We start from the raw sequence: 19700 nt of genomic DNA, 5'->3' as shown, positions 1-19700 counted from the left end.
AGGTTCGCTTGGAAGCGACGTGGTGGGTTAAAATTCCTGTCATGAGTGTAGATCAAGCAGACCTTGCAGCCATTGCCGCCCAACTCGGCCGCCAACCACGTGGCGTCGTGGAAGTTTCCTATCGCAGCCCAGACGGACAACCAGGCGTTGTCATGACATCGCCACGATTAGAAGACGGCACTCCATTTCCAACGCTGTATTATCTCACTGATCCACGCCTGACTGCTGAAGCATCACGACTTGAAGTTGCCCAAGTGATGAAATGGATGACCAATCGCTTGACGCAAGATGCAGAGCTGGCACAAGATTATCGAGCTGCACATGAATATTTTTTGGCAAAGCGCAATGCCTTAGAAGATCTCGGTACTGATTTTTCGGGCGGCGGCATGCCAGATCGCGTGAAATGCCTGCATGTATTAATCGCCTATGCACTTGCCGAAGGCCCAGATCATTTTCGCTTGGGTACCGAAGCTGTAGCACTTGCAGCAGAACATGCCGGCCTGCGCGGAACTGCTATTCCAGAATCATGGCCAACCTGTGCTGAACTGGGCATTGATCTGGCACAATTTGATTTCAGTCGAGCCGAAGCGCCATCGAACGCTGCTCGCTCATAATCATCGCCTGTGCCATTGCGTGGAAAAGGAACACAGAATGAGCCGATATGCTGCTATTGATTGCGGTACGAACTCTTTGCGCTTGTTGATCGTAGAAGTCATCGATGGTCGATTACATGAGCTTGAGCGACGTATGGAAGTGGTTCGATTAGGACAATCCGTCGACGCCACTGGAATGTTTGACCCAGCGGCGCTACAACGTTGCCAGCAAGTCTTGCGAAACTATGTTGATCGCATGCATGAATTGGACGTTCGCCGTGTTCGCATGGTGGCAACTTCTGCAACCCGCGATGCTGCCAATCGAGATGAATTCTTTCAACTCACCGCAGATCTGCTTGGTGAAATCGAAGCTGGTGTCCAAGCAGAGGTGATTTCTGGAGAAGAAGAAGCACAATTATCCTTTCTTGGCGCTTCATTAGATCTGCCTGATACCACCGATGAGGTGTGCGTGATTGATCTCGGTGGTGGATCCACGGAGTTTATCGTCGGCAAGCGCAGTGGTGAGATTGCTGGGGCATATTCCACACAAATGGGCTGTGTGCGTGTAACAGAACGATTCTTACAGCATGATCCACCGTTACCTGCAGAAATTTCAGCAGTGCAGCATTACGTTGCTCAACAAATCGAGCTTGCACAGCAGCATGTTCCACTATGTGCTGCTCGTACTGTTGTGGGATGTGCCGGTACGTTTACTACCTTTGCCGCCCTGGCGTTGCAATTGGCTGAATATGATCCAACCGAAATTCATAATGCGCGCATTTCTGTGGCACAGCTACGGGAACTTGCCCTGGCGCAAATTCGTTTGACTGAAGCACAACGCGGCGCACAGCCAGTGATGCATCCCGGACGTGCGGATGTTTTTGCAGGTGGAGCATTGGTGGTCTTAGGAATTTTAGATGCTCTGGAACAATGCGGTCCGCTTGAATCGATTGTTATTTCGGAAAAAGATATTCTAGATGGCATTATTGCGTGTTTGATTGCCGATAAATAGTAACTGACCTGCATGGTTTCGTGAAACAGGGAGTATCTACTACAATAATGTGACGTTGCCCCCATAGCCCAATCGGCAGAGGCAATCGACTTAAAATCGATTCAGTCTGGGTTCGAGTCCCAGTGGGGGCACCACTTTATGTGGTTGTTCAATAATAGGTGGGTTGAGTAGCTCCCCACAGTTTCAAAGAAGATCAAGTGATTGCCAAAATGTGCATGCTTTTGAGTATGCACACTGCTCGAATTGCTTGAAGTCCCAGAAATTCCTTTTGTTTCCCATTCCTGTCAACATGCCGGTTCATCACTGCGATGCCTGCGTGAAATAGTGCAAAACAAGCATGGCTTGCCAGAAAGAACAGATTCACAGCTTTCTGCCAGAGAAGATACAAATAATTTCCAGTAACAGTTTCTACTCTTAGTTTTATTGTTGTGAGAAGTATTCAAACCTTTGCTAGGAGCACACATGACTACCACTGTTACAAAAACTGATCTTTATAACACTCGCGATCTCAATAGCAGCGATGTGTATTATTTTCTCGAGCATGATCCATATGATCAACGTCTAAGTTATTATGTGCGCGAACATCAGCCGATTCCACGAAGTTTGAGCTACCAAAGTACGCAGCATAGGCAATCGGCCTAAGGGAAGTGCCACTGTTGGTGCGTACTTGAACATATTTTTGCAATATTAATGTTGCGTAAATTGTCAATATAAGGTGAAATGGAAGTTGTGTATATCGATACGACTTCCAAACTGCTCTGGTGCTGGAGCGGACATGCAATTGTCAACGCTGCTGATCGCGTACTTGCGGTGAAAGCCGGCGATCTCATTATTGCTCCACGTGGTGCGTTAATTACAAAATCTGCCGAAGCTCATTTGCTGGAATTCGAATATGCTGAGTTTGCATGCTCTGGACCAACCCGTGCAATCCAGCTCGGCTCAGATTGGCAATGGCGTATGATCGCGGAATATTCTCGCTGTCAATTAGGGCAACTACAGCCAACTGCTGAAATTGCATCACTTGTGGAAGTCTCTCAATTCTGTGAACCACCAGTGCCAACTGGTCAGGCTGCGAGCGCGGTTGCAGCACGTTTGCAACTTAATCCTGCTGATCCCACAGAATTGATCGAATATGCAGCCCAGTACCACGTCAGTTCGCGCACTTTGCAACGACAATTCTTACAATCAACGGGCTTGCCATTTTCAGAATGGCGCGCCGCAACTCGTGTGGCAGCCGCCGTACGTTTGCTGGCACAGGGACATACAAGTGCTCAAGCTGCAAAAAATGTTGGATTTGGTGCAACAAGCAGTCTCATTCGTGCATTTAAACGCCATACTGGCACCACACCAGGGGCGTTTATGAAAGGAAGCACCAGCGGAAAAGTCGAAATTGCGCCAATGACAATCTTTGCTCGCGCCGAACAAGACCTCATGTTATGGGTGGCAACAGGTACTGCAACGGTGACTACAACTGGCTATTGCCGGTTTATGGGACAAGGCGAAATTGTCACCATTTTAGCTGGCACCAATACTCGTTTAGACGTCTCGGCTGGTTCCGTCGCACTGCCAGTACCACTGGATTTCGATGGCGATGATCCTGCCGCACTCCACAATGCACTGCAATGCAACGATTTGCGCGTGTGTGGTGACGTTGCCGAAGCCGAGCGTCGCACACTTGTGCCAGCGTTATCACTCGAAGCAGAGAGCTTGTCGACGCTAGTCTGATTCCTCGCGTTGCTTGTACACCAGCGAATCTCTATGCACATACGCCCACACTGCTTGTGTAGTGAAAACAGTTCGGCGGGAACTAAAATTACAAGTGGACCGTTGAACAAGTATGAACATAGAATGTTGTCTGAAACGTCTTTGTACACAAGGACCTCAACAGACAGCATCGTCCCAGATGAAAGGATCGTGACGTCACTGATGCGTAGTAGCAACCCAGTACTGAATTCCCTAGCAGGCTCACAACAACAGCCTCAGTATTATGGCGAATATGGCGCACAAGTCAACACCAATCTTTATCACGCACCAATTCAAACCGAACGACCAATGACCGTTGACGATGTCGTCACCAAAACCGGTCTCACACTTGGTGTGATTATTGCCTTCGCATTGGTGACCTTTGCAGTTTCCTTAGTATCCTTGCCGCTGGCACTTGGGTTAACCATGATTGGCATGATCGGTGGATTTGTCACCGTTTTGATTGCAACTTTCGGTAAGAAATACAATTCTGCTCCAGTGACCTTAGCCTATGCGGCATTTGAAGGCCTGTTCGTTGGTGGTTTTTCTTTGCTTGTATCTGGCTTTAGCCAAGGGTCTGGTAATGCCGGTTCCCTGATTGGTCAAGCGATTTTGGGCACCTTGGGTGTATTCGTCGGCATGCTCTATGCCTACAAGTCTGGCGCAGTCAAGGTTACCCCACGGTTTACCAAGATGCTGACTGGTGCAATTGTTGGCGTCGCAATTTTGGCACTAGGTAACTTCATCTTCGCCATGTTTGGATTCGGCAACGCGTTGCGCGATGGCGGTGTCGTAGCGATCGGATTCTCGTTGGTTTGCATTGGTCTGGCAGCAATGAGCTTCCTGCAAGACTTTGACGTTGCTGAAAAGCTTATCCGTCAAGGCGCACCAGCAAAGAACGCTTGGGGTGTGGCATTAGGCTTGGCAGTGACCGTCGTATGGCTCTACACCGAGATCCTGCGCCTGTTGAGCTACTTTAACCGCAGCTAATACACTTTGCTAGAATCCGAAAGCGGTGTGGAACCAAGATGAGGTTCCACACCGCTTTCGTCGTTGGCCACCGTGCAACCGGCAGTCACAGTTACATTTGATAGTTCAATACAGGGGTGTCATTGATATACCCATGGGTGAAAATCCAACCTTGCGGCGTTTGCAGAGGAGTATCAAAGACAACCGTCACTGGTGTATCGTCAAGCAAACCGGTTGCCTGGGCTTGCTGATGATCCCATTGCTCCCAGGTAAGCATCGTGATCATCGCAGCATCATTGCAGCGCAGTTGCAATTGAGTTGGTTTCACAACAGCAGGGCCGATGCAATCAATAATGCCAGGCTCTCGTGATGTCGGTGGGGTAGCAGTCGCAGCTCGCGTGCGTAACGCCTGTAACCCAGATGCTGGTGCGGTTGTTGCTGCTGGTTTCAAGGCAGCTGGTAACGCGGTTGCTGAGAGCGCAGTTTGCTGCTTGACTGATGAATCAACTTCTAATGCTGGACTGCAACCGCTCAGGCATAGGAAAACGACTGCACAGCCGACAAAAGTGTGCAGTCGTTGCAAAGAGTTCGTCACGCGTATCGTTTAGCTTTGACGCAGGGTAGCGGCCTTAGTGGAGTCATAAGGCTCAGCAGAGACTAAAGTTACCTTGATAACGTTGCCATTTGGTGCGGTGTATTCGCGAGTTTCGCCTTCTTGCGCACCCAAAATAGCAGCACCAAGTGGAGACTGCTCAGAATATGTTTCCAGATCCTTATTATCAGAAGCTGCTGCACGAGTACCGATCAAGAAGGTCTCTTTATCGGACTTGTCATCGTTGTAATACACGTGCACAACCGAGCCAACATAAGCCACACCTTCAACAATGCCTGCACGCTCGGTGGTGGAGTTCGCCAAGATCTCAGAGATTTGCTTAATACGCGCTTCTTCTTGATCCTGCATTTCACGAGCAGCATCGTAACCAGCGTTTTCTTTCAGGTCGCCTTCTTCGCGACGCTCGTTAATTTCAGCGGCAACCACTGGGCGGTGAGCAATCAGCGCATTGAGCTCTTCTTCAAGCTTTGCTTTGGTTTCAGGAGTGATATATTGCTTGGTGTTTTCTGACATGACGTGATGACCCTTTTGATATGATCGGTAAGCGAATTTTTGAGGCCCCAACAGATGGGGCCTACAAGAAAATACTGTTCGGAATTCTACCACACTACACTACAGGTGGAGAACCACAGGAATTATTTGGTGGAAAGATAAAACGGAATCTTTTCGCTACAACCGTAGGCTTTACCAGAAACTGCTTCACTACGCGTTGGTACGATAATTTCCCAACGAGCAACGCTATCGCCACCAGCTGGAACATACACCTCACGGCGTCCCACCTCAGCCATGGAATAATTCAATGCTGTGACAATGCAATACGAAGGAACAGAAGTGTCCTTGCGGGAAATATCAGCGATGATCTTAATAGATGAATCATCGATCATTTCTGCTGAAGCAAACGAAATATTGACTGGCTGTTGATCAGTCGTGCGCAAAAACTTTGCGAATGCCACTACAAATGCTAGCACCAACACTAGGACAAAAATGGCAGCGATCTTGCCGCTCACCTGAGATTGTGGTGCAGTAGTCCCTGAATAGCGAGTACGGGTAGCCAACGAACGACACTCCTTGATGCGGAATTGAACACAATCAGTGCTAGAGATACGTCAGCACAATCGTGATGTATTACTCGCTATCCTAGTCGCGATTGGGGAAGACATGAAACCTTGGCTATTGTTGGAACCATCATTTGGTAGGCTTGGCTCCTACCCATACCTCTATTCACAGACCAAGGACGGTGAGAACACCAATGCGCATTCTTGCAATCCACGCTCATCCTGATGATGAGTCCAGCAAAGGCGCTGCAACAATGGCCCGCTATGTTGCAGAAGGCCATCGCGTCCTGGTGGTGACCTGTACTGGTGGCGAACGCGGCGATGTGCTCAATCCTGCCTGTGATACCCCGTATGTGCGTGAGAATATTGCGGCTGTTCGAAAAGAAGAAATGGCACAGGCTGCTGCTGAATTAGGTATTGAGCATATGTGGCTTGGCTATGTTGATTCTGGCTTACCAGAAGGTGATCCGCGCCCACCATTGCCACAAGGCTGCTTTGCGTTGGCGGATACCGATGAAGTGGTGCGCAAAATCGTTGCTATTATGCGAGATTTTCAGCCAGAAGTTATCATTACGTACGACGAAAATGGTGGTTACCCACATCCTGACCATCTCAAAGTCCATGAAGTGTCTATGGCTGCGTGGGAAGTAGCAGGTGATCCTGCCTATCATCCTGAATTGGGTACTGCCTTTGAACCAAAGAAGCTGTATTATACGCACGGATTTATTCGCAAGCGCATGGAAATTTTCCATAATGTCGCTCTAGCTGCAGGTGAGCCAAGCCCATACACGGAATTATTGCAACGCTGGGGTGATGATCGCGCCGATATTATGCAACGTGTCACTACTCAAGTCGATGCTCATGAATACTTCGAGCATCGCGATCGCGCCTTACGCGCCCATGCAACGCAAATTGATCCATCTGGTTTCTTCGTCGCAACGCCAGTTGCTGTGCAACAACAATATTGGCCGACCGAAGAATTTGAACTGGCGTGTAGTCGCGTGACAACCCAGTTGCCAGAATGTGATCTTTTTGCTGGTTTATCGTAGTGAAATCCAGATATACTAGAGTGCTACAGAGTGACATATATGTGTGAAAGAAGACGTTCGTGGATATAGCAACAGTCGTGATCCTTGCACAGCAAGGGGCTGGACCAGTTGGCAGTGAGTTTGGTAAAGCTTCGCCGATTGGCTGGTTGGTGTTGGTGGCATTATTAGTCGCCGTATTATTTATCGGTTGGGCATTTCATCGCCGCTACTCACGGTTGAATCGCCGCAGGTTATTTGCCGAAGCGCATGGGATTGATGTTTTTGACGAACAAGCCGTGGATGCGGCAATGGCAAAAGCTGGAGTCTTAGACCAGCGGAAGAAGCATTGGTTCTAATTCTCACATGAAATTTTCTTTACCAGAACTGCTCTACCCAGCATATGAGCGGCGACTCATGCGAGAAATTGCTGGGATGAAACAGCCAAGTCACGTTGCGATCATGTGCGATGGCAATCGACGCTGGGCTCGTGAAGCTGGTTTTATTGATGTCAGTCATGGGCACCGCGTGGGTGCGCATAAGATTGGCGAAATGGTCTCATGGTGCAAAGACACCGATGTTGAATTAGTGACCATTTATTTGCTTTCGACGGAAAACCTGCGTCGTGAAGCAGAGGAATTACAGTTGTTGCTGGACATCATTGGGGATGTCGTCGATGAGCTCTCCGCGCCAGCGCGGGATTGCCGAGTGCGGTTAGTCGGCCATCTTAATTTGTTGCCGGAACATATTTCTACGCGTCTACAAACTGCAGCAGCGACAACGGAACATAATACCGGCATTACCGTTAATGTGGCAGTTGGGTATGGGGGCAGGCAAGAAATTGTTGATGCAGTTCAAGAGCTCATCCAGTCGGAAGTAGACAAAGGAACCCCTGCGGCTGAGATTGCACAGGCGATTACTGCAGATTCTATTTCTTCGCATTTGTACACCTCTGGCCAACCTGATCCGGATTTGGTGATTCGTACCTCCGGTGAACAGCGACTTTCTGGATTTATGCTCTGGCAGGCAGCATATTCTGAGATTTGGTTTACCGAAACATATTGGCCTGCTTTTCGACGTCTCGACTTCTTGCGTGCACTGCGTGATTATTCGAAACGTTCACGGCGTTTTGGAAAGTAAGAGTATTTGCATGCATACCGCGTATATCCTGTATGAATCAGCGTATGGATCTTCTCAAACCTATGCTGAAGCATTAGCTGCCAGAGTCGGAGGTATTGCGCAAAGTTTTGCAGATCCTTTGCCAGATGACGGCACACCAGTGGTGGTAATAAGCTATATTCATGGCCCGTTCGTGCCAGCAGTGAATTGGTATCATGAACACAAACACACGTTTACTCAGCCAAGAAATATTGCCCTGGCAATTGTGGGCATGACTCCCTTACGAACTGCGCGAGATCAAGATATCATTGGGAAAAGCGTGGATGTTGCACATTTTTATTTGCCAGGGGCATTGCAGTATTCGAAATTGCGCACCAAGCATAAAGCTGTGCTGACCTCTCTTGTCGCAGCCTTGAAAGTCAAGCCACGGCGCAATATTGCGGAAGAAAATATTGTGCGCGGCTATGGGCAAGATATTGACGATGTTGATTTTTCAGAATTAGAGCCTATTATCGCCTGGGTTGAACAGCATTAAATCTTGCGCATGCGGACTCGTTGCACACTGTGATCGCTGCCTTTTGATAATACAAGAGAGGCACGAATCCGGGTTGGCAAGATATTTTCCACTAAGTTTGGCAGGTTAATTGTTTGCCAAATTGCTCGCGCTTCGGCAATAGCTTTAGCGTCGGAAAGCTGTGCGAAATGCGAAAAATGTGCTCCCGGCGCGCGAAACGCGGTGGAACGTAGTTCCAAGAAACGCTCAATATACCAGCGCTCAATATCTTCAGTTTTCGCATCTACATACACCGAGAAGTCAAACAGATCGCTAATGGCTAAGCTTGGGCCAGGTTGGAGTACGTTAAGGCCTTCCACGATCAAAATATCGGGGTGATCAACGGTTAAAAATTCCCCTGGTACGCGGTCATAGAGAGTATGAGAGTAAACCGGTGCTTGGACCTGCGATTTCCCTGATTTAACATCGGTAACAAAACGCAATAAGGCGCGCTGGTCATAGCTTTCGGGATATCCTTTGCGCTGCATCATATCGCGGCTTCGCAGCACATCTGCTGGATATAAAAATCCATCAGTGGTAACAAGATCAACATGCGGATGCGATGGCCAACGTTGTAATAATACTTGCAGCAACCTGGCAGTTGTTGACTTTCCGACGGCCACTGATCCTGCAATGCCAATAATAAATGGCACATGGTGTCCAGATTCACCTAAAAAGGTTTCAGTGACGGTGGACAATTCTTGTCGCGCTAAAACTTGTAAATGAATCAGGCGTGAAAGCGGCAGATATACTTCTGCGACCTCGGTTAAGTCAATATTTTCTCCAATACCGCGCAGTGCTTCTAATTCTGATTCGGTGAGCACTTGCGGAAATGATTCGCGCAGGTCCCGCCATGTGTTGCGGTCGAAGTCCAAATAAGGACTGGTGTCATGAAGGCGGGACATGTGTTCTATTGTTGCAATGGAGGACTACTTGGGGCAAATAATGTGGCCAAAAGCCCCCTGTTGTGCAATCGCGTTCGCTATCGTGTAACTGGAAGTCTATTATTTCCTACATGGTAGGTTATGCTCTAAGCAAGAAATCCTGCTGTCGGCATATCTGTGCCAACATGAACTCCATAATGATGAAAGGTGTAAGTGTCTTTCTATGACGAATGACATCCGTTACCAGTCACTCGACGAACTTGATCCAGAAGTTGCTGGGGCTATTCATGGTGAGCTTGCTCGCCAGCGTCACACCCTGGAAATGATTGCTTCAGAAAACTTTGTGCCACGTGCAGTTTTGCAGGCACAAGGTTCTGTGTTTACGAATAAGTATGCTGAAGGTTATCCTGGCCGCCGTTATTATGGTGGTTGCGAGCATGCTGATGTTGTTGAAGACCTTGCACGTGACCGCGCGAAAGCACTCTTTGGTGCAGAATTTGCCAATGTTCAGCCACATGCTGGTGCACAAGCAAATGCTGCTGTGTTAATGGCATTGGCAAACCCGGGGGATAAGATCATGGGCCTTTCGTTGGCGCATGGTGGACACCTGACTCACGGTATGCACCTGAACTTCTCTGGCAAGCTCTATGAAGTAGCAGCGTATCAGGTTGAAGCTGATACCTTCCGTATTGATATGGATAAACTGCGTGAGCAAGCGCTTGCTGAGCGTCCACAGGTGTTGATTGCTGGTTGGTCGGCATATCCACGCCATTTGGACTTTGCTGCATTCCGTTCGATTGCAGACGAAGTTGGCGCAAAGTTGTGGGTTGATATGGCACACTTCGCTGGTCTGGTTGCAGCTGGTTTGCATCCAAATCCAGTGCCGTTTGCTGATGTTGTCTCCACCACGGTGCATAAGACCTTAGGCGGTCCACGTTCCGGCATGATTCTGGCTAAGGAAGAATATGGCAAGAAGCTGAATTCTGCTGTGTTCCCTGGTCAGCAAGGTGGCCCACTGGTACACGCAGTTGCTGCGAAGGCCGTTGCCATGAAGATTGCTGGTACTCCAGAGTTCAAGGAACGCCAGGAGCGTACCTTAGAGGGTGCAAAGATTATTGCTGAGCGTTTGATGGCTGCGGATTGCAAGGCCGCAGGCGTGGATGTCTTAACTGGTGGCACCGATGTCCACTTGGTCTTAGTTGATCTGCGCAACTCGGCCCTGGATGGTCAGCAGGCAGAAGATTTGCTGCATGAAGTTGGTATCACTGTTAACCGTAACTCGGTTCCATTTGACCCTCGTCCACCAATGGTCACTTCTGGTCTGCGCATTGGTACCCCAGCATTGGCGACGCGCGGTTTTGACGCTGCTGGCTTTAGCGCCGTGGCAGATATTATTGCCGAAGCATTAACTGGTGCAACGCCAACGCAGGAACTGAATGATCGTGTTCGCGCCCTTGCTGAACAGTATCCACTGTATGACGGTCTAGAAGAATGGAAGATGCTCTAATTTTCTTATTCTGAATCTGACGCGGGTAGCTGATAGCGATATCAACTGCCCGCGTTTATTCATTGAGGCTGGGGGAGGAGCGAACATATTGATACTCGTGCTGGCTACCGCTCACCACCACCGCCGCATAAGTGTTGCAGTTTCCCTATCATTACTCTAGGTTTCATAGTGTGAACGTCCTCATTATCGACCATCGTGATTCTTTTACGTTTAATATTGCCGCCTATGTTGAGGATGTCACTGGTGTGCGCCCAACGGTTCGTGACTACACCGAGGAGTTTTCTCCAAGTTATTTGGCGACATTCGATGCCATTATCCTTTCACCAGGTCCCGGTCGGGTAGACAACCCAGCTGATATCGGCAGTAGCTTAAACATTCTCCAAACCTGCGAAATCCCAATGCTTGGCATCTGCTTGGGACATCAAGCATTAGCCTATGCCCACGGCGGTGGTACCGCACTTGCCCCTGAACCAGTCCATGGTCAACTTTCTGAGATTACCCATGATGGCACTGGACTATTTGCCGATCTTCCTTCACCACTGTCGGTGGTTCGCTACCATTCCTTAATAGCGGATCCAATCCCACCGCAGCTTATGGTGACCGCCCGTACGGCCGATGGCATTCCAATGGCCTTGGCACATCGCGATCGACCACAATGGGGCGTGCAGTTTCATCCCGAATCTATCGGGGGATTTGATGGCCGCACCTTAATCCGAAACTTTTTAACCCTCGCCGCTCATAGTGGGCAACGGTACGTCGTCGAAACGCTTGAAATCGACCACGAAGTAGCACTTGAAAATCATCTGGAAGCTGCCTCATTTTTCTTAGATTCCAGCGATCGTAGCCATAGTGATGGTGCATGTTCCTATCTCGGCTTTGGCGAGGGGCCTTTGGCAACGGTGATTACCGGTGAGCATCTGGATGTGCTTGAGCATTTGCACCTGCCGGTGGACACATCAGCGGTTGCACACACCGGCTTAGATTTTACCCTCGGCTGGGTTGGATATATCAGCTATGAATTAAAAGCCGATGTGGGCGGTAGTGATCGGCACCAAAGCCGCGAACCTCGCGTATATTTCCAACTTGCCGATCGTATGGTGGCTGTGAATCATCGCACGCAACGCAGTTATATTCTGGTGGCCTGGGATCGCACGCGCCCTGAAACTCGCACAGAACAATTGCAGTGGGCAACACAGCTCCGCAGTTGTCTTCTTCATGCTTCCACACAGGTACCAGCACCTGTCTCTGCTCCACAACCTGCGATTGAAGTGTCCAATCTGCGGGCACAGCACACCAAGGCTGAATATCTCGCTGCAATTGCGCGCTGCCAGGACGCCATTGTGGCAGGTGAAAGCTATGAGATTTGTTTGACCACGCAACTGATGGCCACCGCTGAAACTTTTGATCCAGTGGCTGCCTATCAGCGTCTGCGCGAGCATAGTCCCGCTCCATTTGGTGCCTTGCTGCGTTGTGGGGAAACGGTGGTGATGTCGAGCTCGCCAGAACGGTTCTTGCGGGTCACGGCTCAAGGCGTGCTCGAATCACGCCCTATTAAGGGAACCCGGGCTCGCGCGAAGGATCCAGTGCGTGATGCACAGTTACGGGAAGATCTTGCGACGAATACCAAAGATCGTGCCGAAAATCTCATGATCGTTGACCTGGTACGCAACGATCTCACTCGCGTTGCAGCACCACACAGCGTTGCGGTGGAACGTTTCTGCCAGGTCGAAACCTTCGCGACCGTGCATCAACTGGTCAGTACCATCACCGCAACATTGGCACCAGAAGCCACGCTTGTCGACGTCATCCGCGCAACCTTCCCTGGTGGGTCAATGACAGGGGCTCCGAAAATTCGCACAATGGAGCTTATCGACGACTTGGAAGGCGCAGCTCGTGGCATCTATTCTGGCGCACTGGGCTATATTGGCTTCGATGGGGCAATGGATCTCTCAATGGTGATTCGTACCCTTGTGTGCCAGGGCAATGAGATTCGCTACGGGGTTGGTGGTGCCATTTTGGCTGTGAGCGATCCCGAAACTGAATATCGCGAAATTATGACTAAAGCTGCACCATTTTTGCATCTGATCGGCCAAGAATTCCCTGAGCAGTAATGCGTACCATTATCGATTCCTTTGCGCTGCGCAATGGCAGTATTCGTGGCCTTGAGCTGCATCTAGCACGCTTTCGCGGCACAATCGCGCGCATCGGTGGCAATGTGCCAACGGTAGCTGACCTGATGGAACCTCTGCCGGCAACTGGCATGTGGTTTCCCCAATGGAGCTATGACATTGCCACTGCAACAACCTCAGTCCAGTTGCGCGAACTACCGCCACCGCGTCTGACCACCGCATTATGGCAAATGGCACAGCCAGATCAACGCCAACGGCCAGAATACAAAGGTTGGGATCTTCACTACCAACGCCAACAAGTCGCCCAGGCGCATGCGCATGGCTGCGATGATCTTGTGTTGTGTACTGCGCAAGGGACGGTGATCGAAGCAGGATTTGGTGCACTCGTGTGGTATCGCGATGGTCGCTGGCAGATCAGTGCCCATCCGCATTTACCTTCGATTACGGTTGCCCTGACAGCTGAAGTCTGTGGAGCACTTGAACCAGCCGTATGTTCTATTCAAGACCTTCGCACTATTCCCGTGGCCTACGGGAATGCTCGTCTTGGCTGGACACCAGTGACACGTATTGGAGCATACGAACTTCCAGCCCATACCCAGTGGCAAGAACTCCAACACGCATACGAATCAATTACTGCCACGCAGATATAAAAACGCCTGCATCCAATCTTTAGATGCAGGCGGGGAGTGGTTAGGCTTTGTCGGTAGGTTCTTGGAGGGCTTCTGCGCGACTTTCTGCCAAAGCAGTACGTGCGGCACGCAACCAATCCGGTTGATCAGCTAACAGCGCTTTGATCTCTGCAGTGGTCAGTGGCTTATCCATATCATTGCGCTTTAATGCGGCAATGGTAATGCCAAGTTTTTGAGCCACGACTGGACGTGGATGTGGTCCTTCGCGTCGCAAATCTTGCAACCAGGTTGGTGGTTCGGTTTGGAGCGCGACAAATTCGTCATGGGTCAAAGCGTTCGCTTGGAACTCCTCTGGCGTTGCTGGCAAATAGATGCCAAGCTTCTTTGCGGCGGTCTGGGGCTTCATTGCCGTGCCCGACGGCTGACGTACAGATTCTTCATTCACATCTCTAAGGGTAGCATTAAGCTATGGTATCTCTAAGCTTTGTGACAGGAACCGAACCCGACAAGTGGTTACGCCGCTTCCAACAGCACACCACCCATGGCAGTTTGGCCACCGTTTCTGATGATGATGCCTTTGGTATTTTGCTGGCAGGCAAGGTTGATATGGCCTTAACGCGTATCCCTGATGCGCGCATTGATGAACGCTTCCACGTCGTCAAGCTTTACGACGAGCAGTCCGGTGTTGCCCTGCCAAAAGACCACACCTTAACCTTATTAGATCACCTTGCTGCGGCTGACTTGCAAGATGAGATCATTCATTATCAGCTACCTGCCTCAGGGCACGTTGATATAGGAGCAATTCGACAATATTTGCAAGTTGTGGCTGCCAATGTGGGTGTGGTGGTAGCGCCGCGACCACTGTTAAAAGCACTCAGTGGCAAAATGATTGAGCATCGTGAATATCGCGGCGATCAGCCAATCACCAGCATTGCGCTGGTGTGGCTAAAAGAACATGATAGCGATGCCATTCAAGATTTTGTTGGCATTGCTAAAGGTCGCAGGCCTAATTCTTCGCGCCAAGCCCAGCCGAAACGTACCGCTGCCCAGAAAGCGCAGGAGAAGAAACAGCGTCGACAAGCAGTTGTGCGGAAGATAAACAAACCGCGCGCACAGCAACGGTCGAAGCGGGCGCGCGGGAAACGTTAAGCGGTTTCGCGGAGCTGTTCTTCGGTGATGAATGACAGCATGATTGCTGCTAAGACGCTTAATGGGGCGAGCATGAAAAATACTGGGCTTAAGGCGTGGTGGTAGCTCAGCGCAATGGCGTCTTGGACGACTGGTGGCAACGTTGCAACGATGGCGGGGGTTAAACCATTGCCTTGTGCAAGCTGGGCGCTTAATGCCGGATCTCCGACTTGGCTTAAGGCCTCAGGCAGGCGAGCGACGAGTTGGTCGTGTAAGTGCGTTAAAAAGATACTTCCAACCACTGCTGAGCCAACAGTGCCGGCAACTTGGCGGAAGAAATTATTTGTGCCAGTGGCGGTGCCTACGAGATGCAACGGGAATGCATTTTGCACAATTAAGATTAAAATTTGCATGCTTAAGCCGAGACCAAAGCCGAATAATGCCAAGACTGCACCGACTGTTATCAGTGATGCTTGCGGCGATAACACACCTAAACACAGCAATGCGAGCGCAATGATCACCTGCCCGATAATGGGGTAGATCTTGTAGCGACCAAAACGCGACACAATATTTCCGATTCCCATAGAGGTCACCACCATGCCTGCCATGAGCGGAATCATCATATACCCAGCATGAGAAGCCGGTAAGCTATGCACCATTTGGATATAGGTTGGCATATACGCCAAGGTGCCGAACATTAAAATACCAACCGCAACACCTGCTAAAGTGGCCAAGGTGAAATTACGAGAGCGGAATAATTGCAGCGGGATCAGTGGATCGCGAACCTTCTGCTCGACAATGACTAAGCAGATGGTGGCAACCACAGCCAGCAATGCCAAGGTGAGAATCACAGAATCGGTCCAGGCATAATCGCGACCACCCCAGGTTGCCAATAACACAATGGCAGTTGTGGCAGTTGCCATACAAGCGGTACCTGCAAAATCAAGAGTAAAATGAGGCGGTTTCGATTCGAGCTTCATATAGCGCAGCGTGACAAAAATTGTGATCAATCCAAGTGGAAGATTCAGCCACATGCCCCAACGCCACCCAATATGATCAGTAATCCAGCCACCAAGAATTGGGCCAAGCACTGATGCAACGCCAAAGGCGGCACCCATGATGCCCATATATTTCCCACGCTCGCGCACCGTGGTGACTTCGGCGGTAATTGCTTGAGACAGAATCATCATTGCGCCACCCGCAATGCCTTGTAAGGCACGACCAGTAATCAACATGGTCATTCCAGTTGCCATTGCACCAAGTGTCGAACCGAACAAAAATAAGATATTTGCGCCAATAAATAATGGTTTTCGATTGACTAAATCGCCAATTTTGCCAAAAATTGGCAGGGCAATGGTCTGCCCGAGCAAAAAGCCTGAGATGACCCACGTCATTTGGCTAATCCCACCGAATTCACCAACGATGGTTGGCAGTGAGGTGGTAAAAATCATTTGCCCTAATGAGCCGATAAAACTTGCCAGCATTAATGCTGCAATGACTGGCTTGATCGACGCTGATGGAGTGGAGTGAAAAGCAGGAGAAATGTGGGAATTAGACATAAATTTATTGTGTACTTAAGTGTAAGAGGGATAATGCGTCAAAACAGCAGTCTCGTAAATCTTGGGTACAGGTTGGTTCGACCCAAGCATAGTAGCCTAAACGAATTGCAGAGGTTGCAGCTAGACTGAGCGCCCGTGCTTGCTCTGAAATCGGTGTATGCGGGTGCAGTTGGGCTGTGGGGTGCTGCGTTAAATACGCAGTGAGCAGTTCAGCAAGCTGAGATTGGAAGGTTGCGTAATTGGAATAAACTTCCAAGCCGAGAAGTTTATTGTCGCGGATAATTTGCTTGCGACGTTGCACAAGTAAGGCAATCTCACTTGGTTCAAAGATGCTTTGATCAGTGGTAAGAACATGATCCAAAATGAACGTGATGATGGCTTTCGGTAAATTGCGATGAGATGTTTCGACAAAGGTATTGAGTGCAGTTTCGTCAGGCATGGCAAGTGGGCTGCCAAGGACTGCAGTTTCTTTAGAATCAAAATAATTAAAGAACGTACGTTTGGAAATCGAGACATGACGACAAATATCGTCGATTCGCACCTGGCTAAACCCTTGTGCAGCGACTAATTGAGTGGCAGTGAGCTCAATAGCGGCATGTGTTTTGCGTCGTTTTTGCTCACGCAGGTTATACTTGGGTGTCGATGAAGCCATGATAGCTACCCTACACGAGAAAAGTTTACCGAGTAAAAAAATTTTTGGTAGGCTGGCATGAAGGAATGGCAATTAGCCTTGAACGTTAGAGCGGAAGCAAGTATATGCCTCGTATTAAAATCGCTGGAATTACCACTCCACACGCGCTCTACCAGCATATTTCCCGCGCGATTCTCGATGGTGAGTTCCAACCCAATGAGCGTCTGTTGGAAATCGCGATGACTGAAAAATACGGTGTTTCGCGTAATACGCTGCGCGAAGCCTTCCAAGTGCTGATTCAAGATGGTTTATTGATTCATTATCCGCACCGCGGAGTATTCGTACGGGCGTTTACTGTCGCCGATTTGGAAGATCTTTATTTAATGCGCCGGTTGGCAGAGACTTCCTGTATGCGTGAGATTTTCCGCAGTCCAAGTGCAAGTGAATGTTGCTTGGCGACGATGCGTATAGCCTGCCAACAAGCAGAAACCGCGATGGCTGTTCATGATTGGAAATTTGCATCAGTTGCAAATACCAATTTCCATATGGCGATATTTACGAGTTTGCAAAGTGAGCGTCTTGAACGTATCGGACATATTGTGTTGGCTCAGGCGCGATTGGTGTTTATGACTTCGGGCCAAGACGAATCAGATTTGCGTCCGTATATTGAGAAAAATTACTACATTCTGAAGTTATTAGAAGCTGGCAATATTGATGCCGCGATCGTTGAGCTGGAAATGCTTATTGATCGTTCGTGTCGCACAATGACACAGCTCCTTGAGGATCAAGCCGCAACATCCTCCTAACCGGAGACAACAAAAAACGCCGCTGGTGACACGAACGTCATCAGCGGCGTTTGGATGATTAGTCGCGATCAGTATTTGCCATTGCAAGAACGTCGAGACGCTTGTCGAGTTCTTCCTCGGTCAAGGTTTCACCATCAACGAAGCCCAAGTCAATGACGGTTTGACGGATGGTCTTGCCTTCCTTGAGAGCGGTCTTGGCAACTTTCGCTGCGTTCTCGTAGCCAATTGCGGAGTTCAATGGAGTCACAATCGAAGGAGACGACTCTGCCAAGGTACGCATACGCTCGACATTTGGCTCAATGCCATCAACGAGCTTGGTTGCGAACTGACGTGCAGTATTTGCCAACAGGCGAGCAGATTCGAGAACGTTGCGTGCCATAACTGGGATGAACACGTTGAGTTCGAAGTGACCTTGAGAGCCTGCGAATGCCACAGCTGCATCGTTACCGATAACTTGAGCTGCCACCTGGGTTGCCGTCTCGCAGAGCACTGGGTTGACCTTGCCTGGCATGATGGAAGAACCTGGCTGCAGATCTGGCAAGTGAATTTCGCCCAAGCCGGTCAGTGGGCCAGAGCCCATCCAACGAATGTCATTGGCGATCTTGTTCAATGACACTGCAACCGAGCGCATTGCGCCGGAGAATTCAACCAGGCCGTCGCGGTTTGCTTGTGCTTCGAAGTGGTTGACACATTCTTTCAATTCAGCAACGCCTGTGAGATTAACCAGCTCAGCGGTGACTTTAGCACCGAAATCAGCTGGAGTATTCAAACCGGTACCAACAGCGGTACCGCCAATTGGGAGTTCGCCTAAGCGTGGGAGAGTAGCTTCGATACGTTCGATGCCAGCTTCAATCTGACGAGCGTAGCCTGCGAATTCCTGGCCCAATGTCACTGGCACAGCGTCCATCAAGTGGGTGCGACCAGACTTGACTACATGCTTCCATTCTTCAGCCTTCTTTGCCAAAGATGCGTGCAGTACCTTCAATCCTGGAATCAGGTCGGTGACAGCGGCTTCAGTGGCTGCAACATGGGTTGCAGTAGGGAAGGTGTCATTGGAGGACTGGCCCATATTAACGTGGTCATTAGGGTGAACCTCAACGCCGTTTGCCTTTGCGATAGATGCAATAACTTCGTTGGTGTTCATATTCGAAGAGGTGCCGGAACCAGTCTGGAACACATCGATTGGGAATTCAGCATCGTGCTTACCTGCAGCGATTTCCTTTGCAGCGGCGATGATGGCATCTGCTTGCGCAGTGTCCAAAAGGCCACGATCTTTATTCACCTGTGCACAAGCTGCCTTGAGCAGACCCATTGCACGAATCTGGGTTGCTTCCAAGCCGCGGCCGGAGATTGGGAAGTTCTCAACAGCGCGCTGGGTCTGTGCTCGCCACAAAGCGTTCACAGGGACCTTTACTTCGCCCATGGTGTCATGTTCAATGCGGTATTCAGTCATAAAGGTATCCAATCGTGGTGTATTGCTCGCAAAGACGCACGCTGATGCAAACGTTCTTAGCGGCAATAGTGAAACTAGGGTAGATGAAGATCGCTTCGTGCTCGCCAGTTCCATCGCAATAGATCGGAGTGCACGGCAGATCTTGCTTCTTCAAGTATGTACCACAATTGCCCAAAAGTGTGGCAATGTGGCACACAAAACTGTTGCAGTGGGATGAATCACCCCTAAACGGCCTTTCCCACTTGCCTGGTCCTGTTTTCTGGGTAGTACACAGGCAAAGTGGTAACCGCGG

At 49.8% G+C, this 19700-nt stretch carries 22 protein-coding genes and 1 tRNA gene; 15 read left to right on the top strand and 8 right to left on the bottom strand.

Features of this window, described 5'->3' with window-relative positions:
• Positions 1-41: 41 nt before the first annotated feature.
• From NXS99_RS01170 to NXS99_RS01145, 6 genes are all read left to right on the top strand, one after another.
• Positions 42-614, top strand: coding sequence for a DUF501 domain-containing protein (locus NXS99_RS01170; RefSeq protein ID WP_259286838.1), 573 nt, complete (start codon positions 42-44; stop codon positions 612-614).
• Between the two features lie 37 nt (positions 615-651).
• Positions 652-1605, top strand: a complete 954-nt coding sequence (locus tag NXS99_RS01165) for a Ppx/GppA phosphatase family protein (protein ID WP_259286837.1) — start codon at positions 652-654, stop codon at positions 1603-1605.
• A gap of 57 nt (positions 1606-1662) precedes the next feature.
• Positions 1663-1739 (top strand) — tRNA-Leu (locus NXS99_RS01160).
• A gap of 328 nt (positions 1740-2067) precedes the next feature.
• Positions 2068-2247 (top strand): hypothetical protein, encoded by a 180-nt coding sequence (locus tag NXS99_RS01155; protein ID WP_259286836.1) that lies wholly within the window; start codon positions 2068-2070, stop codon positions 2245-2247.
• Between the two features lie 78 nt (positions 2248-2325).
• Positions 2326-3330: an AraC family transcriptional regulator gene (locus tag NXS99_RS01150; RefSeq protein ID WP_259286835.1), complete on the top strand. Its 1005-nt coding sequence runs from the start codon at positions 2326-2328 to the stop codon at positions 3328-3330.
• Positions 3331-3531: 201 nt separating this feature from the next.
• Entirely contained in the window at positions 3532-4338 is an 807-nt protein-coding gene (locus NXS99_RS01145; protein ID WP_259286834.1) for a Bax inhibitor-1/YccA family protein, read from the top strand.
• A gap of 91 nt (positions 4339-4429) precedes the next feature.
• On the opposite strand, the gene NXS99_RS01140 is transcribed toward NXS99_RS01145, so the two are convergent.
• The 3 genes from NXS99_RS01140 to NXS99_RS01130 all read right to left on the bottom strand — a co-directional run bounded on the left by NXS99_RS01140 (position 4430) and on the right by NXS99_RS01130 (position 5985).
• Complete coding sequence (locus NXS99_RS01140) at positions 4430-4912, bottom strand: hypothetical protein (RefSeq protein WP_259286833.1); 483 nt, start codon at positions 4910-4912, stop codon at positions 4430-4432.
• Between the two features lie 9 nt (positions 4913-4921).
• The gene (gene greA / locus NXS99_RS01135) at positions 4922-5443 is read right to left on the bottom strand and encodes a transcription elongation factor GreA (RefSeq protein WP_259286832.1); all 522 of its coding nucleotides are present in this window, start codon (positions 5441-5443) and stop codon (positions 4922-4924) included.
• A gap of 122 nt (positions 5444-5565) precedes the next feature.
• Positions 5566-5985 (bottom strand): DUF4307 domain-containing protein, encoded by a 420-nt coding sequence (locus NXS99_RS01130; protein ID WP_259286831.1) that lies wholly within the window; start codon positions 5983-5985, stop codon positions 5566-5568.
• A gap of 194 nt (positions 5986-6179) precedes the next feature.
• Between NXS99_RS01130 and mca the strand changes: the two genes are divergently transcribed.
• Genes mca through NXS99_RS01110 form a run of 4 tightly spaced genes read left to right on the top strand, consistent with a single transcriptional unit; the run spans position 6180 to position 8664 of the window.
• Complete coding sequence (gene mca / locus NXS99_RS01125) at positions 6180-7034, top strand: mycothiol conjugate amidase Mca (RefSeq protein WP_259286830.1); 855 nt, start codon at positions 6180-6182, stop codon at positions 7032-7034.
• A 59-nt stretch (positions 7035-7093) separates the two neighbouring features.
• Positions 7094-7369 (top strand): hypothetical protein, encoded by a 276-nt coding sequence (locus NXS99_RS01120; protein WP_259286829.1) that lies wholly within the window; start codon positions 7094-7096, stop codon positions 7367-7369.
• 7 nt (positions 7370-7376) lie between these two features.
• A complete protein-coding gene (locus NXS99_RS01115; protein ID WP_259286828.1) occupies positions 7377-8150 on the top strand; it encodes an isoprenyl transferase in 774 nt (257 codons plus the stop codon).
• Between the two features lie 10 nt (positions 8151-8160).
• Positions 8161-8664: a flavodoxin domain-containing protein gene (locus NXS99_RS01110; RefSeq protein ID WP_259286827.1), complete on the top strand. Its 504-nt coding sequence runs from the start codon at positions 8161-8163 to the stop codon at positions 8662-8664.
• On the opposite strand, the gene coaA is transcribed toward NXS99_RS01110, so the two are convergent.
• Positions 8661-9587 carry a type I pantothenate kinase gene (gene coaA / locus NXS99_RS01105; protein ID WP_259286826.1) on the bottom strand — a complete coding sequence of 309 codons (927 nt, stop codon included), beginning with the start codon at positions 9585-9587 and terminating at the stop codon, positions 8661-8663. The genes NXS99_RS01110 and coaA overlap by 4 nt on opposite strands.
• Before the next feature lie 202 nt (positions 9588-9789).
• Between coaA and glyA the strand changes: the two genes are divergently transcribed.
• The 3 genes from glyA (at position 9790) to NXS99_RS01090 (ending at position 13852) form a co-directional block, all read left to right on the top strand.
• Positions 9790-11073 carry a serine hydroxymethyltransferase gene (gene glyA, locus NXS99_RS01100; RefSeq protein WP_259286825.1) on the top strand — a complete coding sequence of 428 codons (1284 nt, stop codon included), beginning with the start codon at positions 9790-9792 and terminating at the stop codon, positions 11071-11073.
• Between the two features lie 170 nt (positions 11074-11243).
• The gene (gene pabB / locus NXS99_RS01095; protein WP_259286824.1) at positions 11244-13184 is read left to right on the top strand and encodes an aminodeoxychorismate synthase component I; all 1941 of its coding nucleotides are present in this window, start codon (positions 11244-11246) and stop codon (positions 13182-13184) included.
• A complete protein-coding gene (locus NXS99_RS01090) occupies positions 13184-13852 on the top strand; it encodes an aminotransferase class IV (protein WP_259286823.1) in 669 nt (222 codons plus the stop codon). Before pabB ends, NXS99_RS01090 begins: the two co-directional genes overlap by 1 nt.
• Positions 13853-13892: 40 nt before the next feature.
• On the opposite strand, the gene NXS99_RS01085 is transcribed toward NXS99_RS01090, so the two are convergent.
• The gene (locus NXS99_RS01085) at positions 13893-14237 is read right to left on the bottom strand and encodes a DUF5997 family protein (protein WP_259286881.1); all 345 of its coding nucleotides are present in this window, start codon (positions 14235-14237) and stop codon (positions 13893-13895) included.
• Between the two features lie 62 nt (positions 14238-14299).
• On the opposite strand from NXS99_RS01085, the gene NXS99_RS01080 reads away from it, so the two are divergent.
• On the top strand, positions 14300-14980 hold the full coding sequence (locus NXS99_RS01080) for a LysR substrate-binding domain-containing protein (protein WP_259286822.1): 681 nt from the start codon (positions 14300-14302) through the stop codon (positions 14978-14980).
• Here NXS99_RS01080 and NXS99_RS01075 read toward each other — a convergent pair.
• Positions 14977-16518 carry an MDR family MFS transporter gene (locus NXS99_RS01075; RefSeq protein WP_259286821.1) on the bottom strand — a complete coding sequence of 514 codons (1542 nt, stop codon included), beginning with the start codon at positions 16516-16518 and terminating at the stop codon, positions 14977-14979. The genes NXS99_RS01080 and NXS99_RS01075 overlap by 4 nt on opposite strands.
• A gap of 4 nt (positions 16519-16522) precedes the next feature.
• The gene (locus NXS99_RS01070; RefSeq protein ID WP_259286820.1) at positions 16523-17170 is read right to left on the bottom strand and encodes a TetR/AcrR family transcriptional regulator; all 648 of its coding nucleotides are present in this window, start codon (positions 17168-17170) and stop codon (positions 16523-16525) included.
• Positions 17171-17274: 104 nt separating this feature from the next.
• Between NXS99_RS01070 and NXS99_RS01065 the strand changes: the two genes are divergently transcribed.
• On the top strand, positions 17275-17955 hold the full coding sequence (locus NXS99_RS01065; protein WP_259286819.1) for a GntR family transcriptional regulator: 681 nt from the start codon (positions 17275-17277) through the stop codon (positions 17953-17955).
• 58 nt (positions 17956-18013) lie between these two features.
• Here NXS99_RS01065 and NXS99_RS01060 read toward each other — a convergent pair whose 3' ends face one another.
• The gene (locus tag NXS99_RS01060; RefSeq protein ID WP_259286818.1) at positions 18014-19408 is read right to left on the bottom strand and encodes a class II fumarate hydratase; all 1395 of its coding nucleotides are present in this window, start codon (positions 19406-19408) and stop codon (positions 18014-18016) included.
• Positions 19409-19700: the final 292 nt, after the last annotated feature.

The sequence above is a fragment of the Corynebacterium sp. HS2168-gen11 genome, from assembly GCF_024834075.1.
Lineage (GTDB): Bacteria > Actinomycetota > Actinomycetes > Mycobacteriales > Mycobacteriaceae > Corynebacterium.
Note: the sequence above shows the minus strand (reverse complement) of the source record. Positions and strands in the feature narration are given on the sequence as shown.